This window comes from Sphaerotilus sp., assembly GCF_041083715.1.
Lineage (GTDB): Bacteria > Pseudomonadota > Gammaproteobacteria > Burkholderiales > Burkholderiaceae_C > Sphaerotilus.
Map to the genome: position 1 here is coordinate 1 of NZ_JBFPGY010000129.1, position 10,726 is coordinate 10,726.

Sequence of the window (10,726 nt, forward strand, 5' to 3'; positions counted from 1 at the left end):
GCTGCGCATCGCGCGGCTCGACGACCGCGGGCAGGACGTGCAGGCGCTGCTCGACTGGGCCGCTGCACGCTCGACCGCGTCGGACGACGAGGTGCGCGAGCGGCTGGCGCAGCTCGTCGGCGAATACCGGCCCGCCCGCGCCGCCGATCCCCTCACACCAGAGCGCTGACCCCCGACGCCGGCCACACGCCCTGTGCCAGCAGGGCCCGCAGTGCCTGCGGCTCGACCGCCGCGCTGCAGAAGAAGCCCTGCACCATCTCGCAGCCGCAGGCACGCAGCACCGCGCGCTGCTGGTCGCTCTCGACCCCTTCGGCCAGCGTGTGCATGCCCATGGTGCGGGCCAGCTGCACGATCAGCCGCACGATGGCCTCGGCCTGCCCACCGCCCTCGCGGCCCAGGGCAACGACGAAGCTGCGGTCGATCTTCAGCGTGTCCACCGGCAGCGTGGCGAGCTGGGCCAGCGACGAGTAGCCGGTACCGAAATCGTCGAGCGCGATGCCCAGGCCCAGCGCCCGCAGCGACTGCACGCAGGCCAGCGCCCGGTCCGGGTCGTGCATCAGCGCCGTCTCGGTGATCTCGAGTTCGAGCCGTGGCGCCGGCAGGCCGCTGTCGGCCAGCACCGTGGTCACCATGGCCTCCAAGCTGTCGCAGGCCAGTTGCGCCACCGACAGGTTGACGGCCAGCCGCACCGACGCCGGCCAGCTGGTCGCCTCGGCACAGGCCTGCCGCAGAACCCACGCCCCCAGCGGCACGATCAGGCCGGTCTCCTCCGCGATCGGAACGAACTCACCGGGCTCGATCCAGCCATGCCACGGGTGCTGCCAGCGCAGCAGCGCCTCGGCCCCGACCAGCCGGCCATCGACCAGACTGAACTGCGGCTGGTAATGCACGGCCAGCCGACCGGCCGTCGGGTGGGTCGCTTTCGGCGCGGCCAGCAGCAGGCCGATGTCACGGATCACGCCGGCACGGCGGTTCATGCGGCCACGCATGGCGGCATCGAACACACAAACCTGGTTGCGTCCGCCGTCCTTGGCCTCGTACAGGGCCAGGTCGGCGTTCTGGAACAGGCGGTCGGCGTCGGTGTCCGGTCCCTCGAAGGACGCCACACCAATGCTGGCGCGCACCTCCACCCGCAGCGACTCGACCACCCAGGCCGGCTGCAGCGCCGTCAGCAGCGACGCCGCCAGCCCCTCGCGGGCCGCCAGGGTCAGCGCTTGCTCGATCAGCAGCGCGAACTCGTCGCCCCCCAGACGCGCCAGCACCACGGCCTGCGGCTGCGGCCAGGCTGCCACGCAGGCCGTCAGCCGGCGGGCGATCTCCTGCAGCAGCCGGTCACCGGTGGCGTGGCCGAGGGTGTCGTTGATGGCCTTGAAGTTGTCCAGATCGATCAGGCACAGCGTCAACAGGACCAGCGCGTCAGGCCGGCGGTCTGCCCGGGTGAAGCCCGCACAGCGCGTGACCGCCTCGATGCTGCGTTGCTGCAGCACATGCCGGTTGGACAGGCCGGTCAGCACGTCGGTGCGGGCCAGCCGGTGCAGCTCGCGCGCCTGCTCCTGCACCAGCGTGACATCGCGCACCAGCCCGCGCCAGCCTGCGTCGCCTCCATCACTGTCGAACACCGGCACGCCGCTGAAGCTCCAGATGCGAAGCGCCTCCTGCGGCCGACCGAGGGTGAGCGACAGGTCCAGCCCTCGGAAGGGTTTCGGCTGCTGCAGCGCATCCGACAGCACCGACACTGCGGTGCGCCCGCACAGCACCTCGGTCAGCCGGATGCCGATCAGCCGGTCGCCCTCGTCGAACCCCAGCGCCCGCGCCATCGGCAACGACACATGGCGCAGGCGCCCACCCGCATCGGTCTCCCAGAGCCAGTCGTCGGCCTGGGTCTCGAAATCGCGCAGCAGCAGGTCCAGCGACTGCCGGTCGCGCAGCGCAGCGGTCTCTGCCCGCAGCCGTGCCAGCACGCCGCGGCTGATCGAGCGCACCGAAGCCAGCAGCAGCAGATCCATCATCAGCAGCATCCCGGCCGTGACGTTGCGGACGAACGGGTCCAGCTGCGCCAGCCCGAGCAGGACACCCGCAGACATCACCAGCAGCCATGTCAGCGCGATGCTGCGCACCGGCGCAAGGGACAACGTGCCCACCGGGATCGTGCCGCAGGCCATCACCCCGAGCAGGAACCGACGGTCCGGCCCGGCCACGGGGAACAGGAAGATCGCGATGCCGGAAAACATCACCGCGATCAGCGAGGCATGCAGGATGAAGCGCCAGCGGACCGCTGGCCGCGCCAGATCCTCCAAAGGGCGCCCCAGATGCATGAGGCTGTCGATGGCGTAGACACACGCAGCCGCCGACAGGCCGAGCGGCCAGACCATGTGCGCACTCCAGCCCTGCTCCGGGTAGACCACCCACGCGGCCAGCAATCCGAGCCCGACATCCACCAGCGCAGCCATGGGCGTGATGCGCAGCAGCATCTGCATCAGCCGGGCATTGTGGTGGCGGCGCTCGGCAGCGTCAGACCAGCGGGATTCACCGCCGGTGAGGTTCATGTCGGCAGCCAGACTGCTCACGCGCTGGTCACTCGGATCGGGAAACAGGTCATGGCGGAACCGGAGCTGGTACGGCGCCGATTATCTCAATATGTGCACTTCGGGTGATATCCAGAACGCGCCAGAACGTGAAGTGGGTACCAGAGTGCCCGTACTCTCGGTGACTGGAACGTGCACGGCGACGTACCATCACCGCACACTCGCTGGAGCCTGGCGAGCCCGCCGGGATGACCACACCGATGAGATACCACGACAGCATGGAGCGAAGTGCCGACGTCTTGCGACAGGCGGTGCAGCTCATGAAACGACACGGCAGTGCCCTGCACCCCGTGAACTACACGCTCTGGTACGAATACGTGCGCGGTGAAAACCCGGCGCTGCGCGCAGCCATGGACCGCTACCTGGGCCAGCACCTGCAGCTCGACGAAGCGGTGGCCGAGGCCATGTACCGGCGATTCGTCTCTGGCAGTGGCATCGATGCCACGCTCGTCGAGCGCACCGCCGAAGGCGTGTCGACCGTGCTGACCGGCATGGCCGAATCGGCCGCCCGCGCCGGTGACCAGACCGCGCAGTACGGCACCTCGCTGTCCAGGCTCAGCCAGGAACTCGCCGGCAGCGCCCACTCGCCCGCGCTGGAGGAAATGCTCACCACGACGCGCCAGATGCAGATCGCCGTGACCGAGATGCAGCAGCGCCTGTCCGACAGCCAGAACGAGATCGGCCAGCTGCGGGCCGAGTTGCACCGCGTCCACGAGGAATCGCGCCTCGACAGCCTCACTGGGCTGGCCAACCGCCGCGCCTTCGACCAGCGCCTGGCAGCTTGCCTGGCTGAAGCCGATGCCCCGGCGCGGCGCTACCAGCGCCCCTGTCTGATGATCGCCGACATCGACCATTTCAAGCGCATCAACGACACCTATGGCCACCCGTACGGTGACCATGTGCTGCGCGCCGTCGGCGCCATCCTGAAGGAAGTCACCCCGGCGGACTGCCTGGCTGCGCGCATCGGTGGCGAGGAATTCGCCATGCTGGTGCCGTCGAGCAGCCTGTCGGAGGCCCGCGCACTCGCCGAGAGCGTGCGCGTGCGGGTGGCGGCAGCGCGGGTGCGCCGCCAGGGCCAGGACGACGAGGCGACCCGCGTCACCATCTCGATCGGCCTGACCCTGTTCCGTCCGGGCGAGGAAGGCACCGCCTTCATGGAACGCGCCGACCAGGCGCTCTACACCTCCAAGGACAGCGGGCGGGACCGGGTCACGGTGCTGGCCGGCTGAAGCGCTCGGCGGCCGCCAGCAACGGCTTCAGGAACCGCCCCGTGTGGCTCCCCTCGCAGGTGGCCACATCTTCCGGCGTGCCCGCGATCAGCAGCCGCCCGCCGCCCGCCCCGCCTTCCGGCCCCATGTCGAGCAGCCAGTCCGCCGTCTTGATGACATCCAGGTTGTGCTCGATCACGACGATGGTGTTGCCAGCTTCGCAGAGCTGGTGCAGCACCTGCAGCAGCAGCTGGATGTCGGCGAAGTGCAACCCAGTGGTCGGCTCGTCCAGGATGTAGAGCGTGCGGCCGGTGTCGCGCTTGCTCAGCTCCAGCGCCAGCTTCACCCGCTGTGCCTCGCCGCCCGACAGCGTCGTCGCCGACTGGCCGAGCTTGATGTAACCCAGGCCGACATCCAGCAGCGTCTGCAGCTTGCGCGCCAGCGCCGGTACGGCGCTGAAGAAGGCGTGCGCGTCCTCCACCGTCATGCCGAGCACTTCGGTGATGTTCTTGCCCTTGTAGAGGACTTCCAGCGTCTCGCGGTTGTAGCGTTTGCCGTGGCAGGTGTCGCAGGGCACGTAGACATCGGGCAGGAAGTGCATCTCCACCTTCAGCACCCCGTCGCCCTGGCAGGCCTCGCAGCGCCCGCCCGCGACGTTGAAGCTGAAGCGCCCCGGCCCGTAGCCGCGCTCGCGGGCGGTCGGCATCTCGGCGAACAGCTCGCGGATCGGCGTGAACAGGCCGGTGTAGGTGGCGGGGTTGCTGCGCGGGGTGCGGCCGATGGGGCTCTGGTCGACGTTGATGACCTTGTCGAAGTGTTCCAGGCCTTCGATCTCGTCGTGCGCCTCGGGCTCCAGGTGGCTCTGGTAGAGCTTGCGGGCCACGGCGGCATAGAGCGTGTCGTTGATCAGCGTGCTCTTGCCCGAGCCGGACACGCCGGTGATGCAGGTGAACAGTCCCACCGGAATCTCGGCGGTGACGCCCTTGAGGTTGTTGCCCCGGGCGTTGACGACGCGCAGCACGCGCGGGTCGGTCTGGTCCTGCAGCCGGCGGCGCTGGCCGGGCAGCTCGATGCGCAGGACCTGCGACAGGTAGCGGCCGGTCGGTGAATCGGGGTTGGCCGCCACGTCGTCGGGCGTGCCCTGGGCCATCACGCGGCCACCGTGGACGCCAGCGCCCGGGCCCATGTCGACGACATGGTCGGCGGCGCGGATCATGTCCTCGTCGTGCTCGACCACCAGCACGCTGTTGCCCAGGTCGCGCAGGTGCTTCAGGGTGCCGATCAGGCGCTCGTTGTCGCGCTGGTGCAGGCCGATGCTCGGTTCGTCCAGCACGTACATCACGCCCGACAGCCCCGAGCCGATCTGCGAGGCCAGCCGGATGCGCTGCGCCTCGCCACCGGACAGGGTGTCGGCGCTGCGGTCCAGGCTCAGGTAGTTCAGGCCGACGTCGTTGAGGAAGCGCAGCCGCGCCCGGATCTCGCGCACCACCTTGTCGGCGATGTCGGCCTTGGCGCCCTTGAGTTGCAGGCCTTCGAAATAGGCCAGGCAGTCGGCCAGCGTGGCGTGTTCGACCTCGAAGATCGCCCGCGACGGCAGGCCGTTCGCATCGGCCAGCAGCACGTGGCGGGCCTCCCGGCGCAGGCGTGCACCGCCGCAGTCGGCGCAGGGCTTGTTGGCCTGGTAGCGCGCCAGGTCCTCGCGCACCGCGGACGAGTCGGTCTCGCGGTAGCGGCGCTCCAGGTTGGGGATGATCCCTTCGAAGGGATGGGCGCGCTTGACGCTGCGCTTCTTGCCGTTCGCACCCTCGGCGGCGTAGGTGAAGGAGATCTCGTCTTCGCCGGATCCGTAGAGCAGTGCGTGGCGGTGCTCCGGTGCAAGGCCTTCGAACGGCAGGTCCAGATCGAAACCGTAATGGGCCGCGACACTCTCGAGCATCGAGAAGGTGTAGCCGTTGCGCCGGTCCCAGCCCTTGACGGCGCCGCTGCCCAGGCTGAGCGTCGGAAACGCCACCACCCGCTCCGGGTCGAACACGTTGACGTGTCCCAGCCCGTCGCAGCTCGGGCAGGCGCCGACCGGCGAGTTGAACGAGAACAGCCGCGGCTCCAGCTCCGACAGCGAGTAGCTGCACACCGGGCACGAGAACTTGCTGGAGAACAGGTGCTCGCGGCCGGAGTCCATCTCCAGCACCAGCGCGCGGCCTTCGGCGATGCGCAGCGCCGCCTCGAAGCTCTCGGCCAGCCGCTGCTGCGCGTCCGGGCGCACCTTGAGGCGGTCGATCACGACGTCGATGTCGTGCTTCTCGGTCTTCTTCAGCGGCGGTACCTCGGTCGCCTCGACGATCTGGCCATCGACGCGGAAGCGCACATAGCCCTGCGCCTGCATGCCCTCGAACAGCTCGACGAACTCGCCCTTGCGGTCGCGCACCACAGGCGCAAGCACCATCAGCTTCATCTCCTCGGGCAGCGCCAGCGTCGCGTCCACCATCTGGCTGATGCTCTGCGCCTCCAGCGGCAGGTGGTGGTCCGGGCAGAACGGCGTGCCGGCGCGGGCGTAGAGCAGGCGCAGGTAGTCGTGGATCTCGGTGATCGTGCCGACGGTGGAGCGTGGGTTGTGGCTGGTGGCTTTCTGCTCGATGGAGATCGCCGGGCTCAGGCCCTCGATCACGTCCACGTCGGGCTTGTCCATCAGCTGCAGGAACTGCCGGGCGTAGGCGCTCAGGCTTTCGACGTAGCGGCGCTGGCCCTCGGCGTAGAGCGTGTCGAACGCCAGGCTCGACTTGCCCGACCCCGACAGCCCGGTGATCACGACCAGCGCGTTCTTCGGCAGGTCGAGGTCGATGTTCTTCAGGTTGTGCGTGCGGGCACCGCGGACGGAAATCAGCGACTGGCGGGCAGGCGGCTTGGAGAAGGCATGGGGCATGGCGACAGGTTCCGACGGCGCGAGGGCAACCGGTCATGATAACGAGCGCCGCCACCGCCGGCCGGCAGGCCTGTGGACTGTGCGGAGATTCAGTGCAGCGCGGCCAGGAACTGTTGCAGCTCGCGCGTCTTCGGCGCACTGAGCAGCTGCTCCGGCGGGCCAGCCTCGTGGATCCGCCCCGCGTGCATGAACACGACGCGGTCGGCCACCTTGCGGGCAAAACCCATCTCGTGCGTGACCATCAGCAGCGTCATGCCCTCCCCGGCGAGCTGCTCGACCACGCGCAGCACCTCGCCCACCAGCGCCGGGTCCAGCGCCGAGGTGATCTCGTCGCACAGCAGCACCGCCGGCTGCATCGCCAGCGCGCGGGCGATGGCCACGCGCTGCTGCTGCCCGCCCGAGAGCTGGTCCGGCCAGGCGTCGAACTTGTCGGCCAGTCCGACCCGACCGAGCAGTTCGCGCGCCTGCACCTCGCAGGCACGGGCGCCACGGCGCTGCACCAGCGACGGCGCCAGCATCACGTTGCGGCCGACCGTCAGGTGCGAGAAGAGGTTGACGTTCGGGAAGACCATGCCGACCTGCTGGCGCAACCGGCGCAGCGTCTCGGCGCTGCCGTGGCGCAGCGACAGCAACTGGCCGTGCACCGTCAGCGTGCCGGCCTGGAAGGCTTCGAGCCCGTTGACGCAGCGCAGCAGCGTGCTCTTGCCCGAACCGCTGCAGCCGATCAGTGCGATCACCTCGCCGGGCGCCACATCGAGGTCGATCCCCTTGAGCACCTCGTGGTGGCCGTGGTATTGGTGCAGGCCGCGGATGCGCACCAGCGCAGGGACCTCGGACAGGTCGGTGCGGTCAGCGGGCACGTTGGAATGTCCTCTCCAGCACACGGCCGAACACCTGGCGCGGCCCGAGCAAGACGACCACGCTCCGGCTCACCATCCCCGGCCAGCACCGACCGAGCACCGATGGCAGCACGATGCAGAGGAAGATCTGCAGATCGGTCATCGCCAGGCTGCGCGCCGCCTCGATCTGGCCTCGCGGCGTGCGGCCAATCAGCGCCACGCAGCCAGCGGCCCCGACGCGCAGCGGCAGCGACCACTCGGCCAGCACGGACCGGATATCGAGCATGACCATGGGAGCCTCTCCAGCGGTGTATGCAAAGAAGCCGTCTTGTTGCAAATTGCACGCCACCCGGTTCCCCCTTCGGCGCACCGCACCTGTGCGCATCGCCCGCACCTGACAGGGCTGTCCGGTAACGTCAGCCCGGTGCGGGCCCGGACACGCGATACTCCGCCCTGTGTCCGAACGGTCCCGATCCGACCACGCCAACATGGCCCAGCCCGTCCCCATCCATCCCCCGAAAACCGCGCCTGGCCCCTACAACCCGCAAGCCCAGGTCTGTTCGAGCTGCGGCGTCCGCCAGTTCGCCCTGTTCGGCGCGCTCGACGAGGCCGCGCTGGCCCAGATCCACTACCGCATCGCCGACATCACGCTGGAGCCTGGCCAGACGCTCTACGCCGCGCAGGACAGCGGCAACGCCGTGTTCACGGTGCGCAGCGGCGTGCTGCGGCTGGAACGCTCCAGCGAAGCGGGCGAACGCCGCATCCTGCGCCTGGCCGGCCGCACCGACCTGCTCGGGCTGGAGGCCATCCTGCACCAGACCTATGCGACCGATGCCGTGGCCTGCACCGAGGTGCAGGTCTGCCGCATTCCGCGGGCGCTGATCGACGAACTCTCGGCCGGTCACCCCGAGATCACCCGCGACCTGATGAAGCGCTGGCAGCGCGCACTGGACGACGCCGACGAGTGGCTGACCGAGCTGGCCCGCGGCCCGGCCCGCCACCGCATGCTGCGGCTGCTGCTCAAGCTCAGCGAGTTCGGCGACGAATCCGGCCGCATCTGGATGCCAACGCGCCAGGAGATGGGCGCGATGCTGGACATGACCTTCGAGACCGCCAGCCGGCTGGTCTCGGCACTGCGCCGCGAAGGCGTGCTGCACGCCGTGGATGCGCGCCAGGCCCGGCTGGACATGGACGCGCTGATGCGGGTGCTGAAGGAAGACAGCGCATCGCGCTGAACGCTCCGCCAGGACACCGGATCAGAACGCGAGCGTCCAGACGAAACGGACCGAACCGGCATTGGTCACTTCGGCAGCGGCTGCTCCACATACTTCTCCACCACCGCACCTTCGAGCGTGTAGCCGCTGACGCCCATGTCGGTGTCGCCGCGCTCGGTGCGCAGCGTGCCGGTGACCCAGACGGTGTCCATGCTGCGCAGGCCCTTGGCCGGAATCGCCGCCTTGACATGCACGATCTGGTTGGCCGGCGGCGGCGGCGAGTGGACGCAGGCGCCGAAGTACGGCACGACCAGGAACTCCTTCCACTCGCCGCTCTGGCCTTCGAGCGGGACGAGGTAGCCGGGCAGCTTCACCTTCTGGCCGGCGAGTTCGGGCCGGGTCGGCGCGTTGTCCCAGACCTCGCGGACCTCGCGCATCAGCGAGGAAGTCTTCGGGTCGCCGTCCTGCAGGCGGTTGAGATCGCCCTTGCTTCTGAGGGTCTTGGTCGGATCCCAGCCGGTCGGGACCAGCTCTTCCCACTTGATCTCGCGGATGCCGCCCGGCTTGACAGCCTTGGCAGGTGTGGGTGTGGCGGCCTGGACGATCAAAGGCGCAGCCAGCAGGAGGCCCAGGAGCAGGCGTCGGTTCAAGCGATTCATCATGGTGCGATTCCTCAGATCCTTGGCGACAGGCCATCGGCCAGCGACAGTCGGTAGGCACGATAGCCCGGAACGAGGCTGGCCAGCCAGCCCCCCATCAGCAAGCCGCAAAGCAGCATCCATTCGCCCGGGCCCGGCCAGCCGAGCCGCAGTGCCACGCCCCAGTGCAGCCGGCCCCAGTCGCCCAGCGCCGCGATCAGCCCGTAGCAGACCACCGCCCCGAGCACGACACCCAGTCCGGTGACCAGCGCACCCTCCACCGCCAGCAGCCCCAGCATCTGCCACGGCCCGGCGCCCACCGAGCGCAGGATCGCCAGCTCGCGCCGGCGTTCGTTCAGCCCAGCCATGATCACGGCCATCAGCCCGGCCAGGCTCACCACCGACACCAGCGCGCTCACCGCCAGCAGCGCCCGCTCGCCCGCGCCGACGACCTCCCAGAGTTCGTCCAGCGCCACACCGGGCAGCACGGCCATCAGGGCCTCGTCCGGGTAGCCGGACACCCAGCGCTGCACCGAGAACACGGCCGCACGGTTCTTCAGCCCGACCAGCGCGGCGGTGACGCTGCGCGGCGTCAGGTCCTGCGCCACCGCGGCGTCGGCGGTCACGGCCAGGCCAGGCATCGGCGCGCCGGCAACCCAGTCGAGGTGGATCGCCTCCATGCCGCCGAGCGGGATGTGCACCGACCGGTCCACCGGCGTGCCCGTGCGCTGCAGGATGCCGACGATGGTGAAGGGCTTGTCCGCATGGTCATTGGCCGCGAATGCACCGTCGCCGTGGCTCAGCACGATCTTCTGGCCCAGCGTGTAGCCCAGCCGCTCGGCCACTTCGCCACCGAGCACGGCCTCGTACACATGGTCGTTGCCGTCGGCGAAGGCACGGCCCTGCGCCAGCGCCAGTGGCTGCTGCTCGCCGTGGCGGAAGTGCGCGAAATACCCCGGTGTGGTGCCGATCACCGAGAAGCCGCGGTGCGAATCCCCCAGCGAGATCGGCACGACCCAGGCCACCTGGCGCTGTTTGGCCAGCGCCTGCACGCTGTCCCAGCGGATGTTGTTGGTCGCGCTGCCGAGGCGGAAGACCGCGTACAGCAGCAGCTGCACCGAGCCGGTCCGCGCACCGACGATCAGGTCGGTGCCGGAGACCGACTGCGAGAAGTTGTGGCGCACGTCCTGCCGCACGCGCTCGATGCCCAGCAGCAGGAAGGTGGACAACGCGATCGACGCCACGATCAGCCCGAGCACGAAACGGCGGTTCCAGGCACTGCGGGCGGCGAGGTGGAGCAAGGCGGTCATGCGGCGTCCTCC

General features: G+C 69.5%; 8 protein-coding genes. 2 read left to right on the forward strand and 6 right to left on the reverse strand.

What is annotated here, in order from left to right:
* Positions 1-152: 152 nt before the first annotated feature.
* A complete protein-coding gene (locus AB3X43_RS06080) occupies positions 153-2,546 on the reverse strand; it encodes a putative bifunctional diguanylate cyclase/phosphodiesterase (protein ID WP_369428971.1) in 2,394 nt (797 codons plus the stop codon).
* Between the two features lie 299 nt (positions 2,547-2,845).
* On the opposite strand from AB3X43_RS06080, the gene AB3X43_RS06085 reads away from it, so the two are divergent.
* Entirely contained in the window at positions 2,846-3,814 is a 969-nt protein-coding gene (locus AB3X43_RS06085; RefSeq protein WP_369428972.1) for a GGDEF domain-containing protein, read from the forward strand.
* Here the strand turns inward: AB3X43_RS06085 and uvrA are convergent.
* The 3 genes from uvrA to AB3X43_RS06100 all read right to left on the reverse strand — a co-directional run bounded on the left by uvrA (position 3,795) and on the right by AB3X43_RS06100 (position 7,844).
* A complete protein-coding gene (uvrA, locus tag AB3X43_RS06090) occupies positions 3,795-6,713 on the reverse strand; it encodes an excinuclease ABC subunit UvrA (RefSeq protein WP_369428973.1) in 2,919 nt (972 codons plus the stop codon). The two genes, AB3X43_RS06085 and uvrA, sit on opposite strands and share 20 nt — an antisense overlap.
* 89 nt (positions 6,714-6,802) lie before the next feature.
* Entirely contained in the window at positions 6,803-7,573 is a 771-nt protein-coding gene (locus AB3X43_RS06095) for an amino acid ABC transporter ATP-binding protein (RefSeq protein ID WP_369428974.1), read from the reverse strand.
* Positions 7,563-7,844, reverse strand: coding sequence for a hypothetical protein (locus AB3X43_RS06100; protein ID WP_369428975.1), 282 nt, complete (start codon positions 7,842-7,844; stop codon positions 7,563-7,565). The genes AB3X43_RS06095 and AB3X43_RS06100 overlap by 11 nt, the downstream gene beginning before the upstream one ends.
* 196 nt (positions 7,845-8,040) lie before the next feature.
* Between AB3X43_RS06100 and AB3X43_RS06105 the strand changes: the two genes are divergently transcribed.
* The gene (locus AB3X43_RS06105; protein WP_369428976.1) at positions 8,041-8,787 is read left to right on the forward strand and encodes a Crp/Fnr family transcriptional regulator; all 747 of its coding nucleotides are present in this window, start codon (positions 8,041-8,043) and stop codon (positions 8,785-8,787) included.
* Positions 8,788-8,852: 65 nt separating this feature from the next.
* Here the strand turns inward: AB3X43_RS06105 and AB3X43_RS06110 are convergent, their stop codons facing one another.
* Both AB3X43_RS06110 and AB3X43_RS06115 read right to left on the reverse strand, forming a co-directional pair.
* The gene (locus tag AB3X43_RS06110) at positions 8,853-9,425 is read right to left on the reverse strand and encodes a DUF3299 domain-containing protein (RefSeq protein ID WP_369428977.1); all 573 of its coding nucleotides are present in this window, start codon (positions 9,423-9,425) and stop codon (positions 8,853-8,855) included.
* Positions 9,426-9,439: 14 nt separating this feature from the next.
* A complete protein-coding gene (locus tag AB3X43_RS06115) occupies positions 9,440-10,714 on the reverse strand; it encodes an ABC transporter permease (RefSeq protein ID WP_369428978.1) in 1,275 nt (424 codons plus the stop codon).
* Positions 10,715-10,726 lie beyond the last annotated feature (12 nt).

Coding starts and splice junctions, on each gene's coding strand:
- AB3X43_RS06100 (WP_369428975.1), bottom strand. CDS start 7,844: ATGGTCATGCTCGATATCCGGTCCGTGCTGGCCGAGTGGTCGCTGCCG.
- uvrA (WP_369428973.1), bottom strand. CDS start 6,713: ATGCCCCATGCCTTCTCCAAGCCGCCTGCCCGCCAGTCGCTGATTTCC.
- AB3X43_RS06115 (WP_369428978.1), bottom strand. CDS start 10,714: ATGACCGCCTTGCTCCACCTCGCCGCCCGCAGTGCCTGGAACCGCCGT.
- AB3X43_RS06110 (WP_369428977.1), bottom strand. CDS start 9,425: ATGAATCGCTTGAACCGACGCCTGCTCCTGGGCCTCCTGCTGGCTGCG.
- AB3X43_RS06085 (WP_369428972.1), top strand. CDS start 2,846: ATGAAACGACACGGCAGTGCCCTGCACCCCGTGAACTACACGCTCTGG.
- AB3X43_RS06080 (WP_369428971.1), bottom strand. CDS start 2,546: ATGAACCTCACCGGCGGTGAATCCCGCTGGTCTGACGCTGCCGAGCGC.
- AB3X43_RS06105 (WP_369428976.1), top strand. CDS start 8,041: ATGGCCCAGCCCGTCCCCATCCATCCCCCGAAAACCGCGCCTGGCCCC.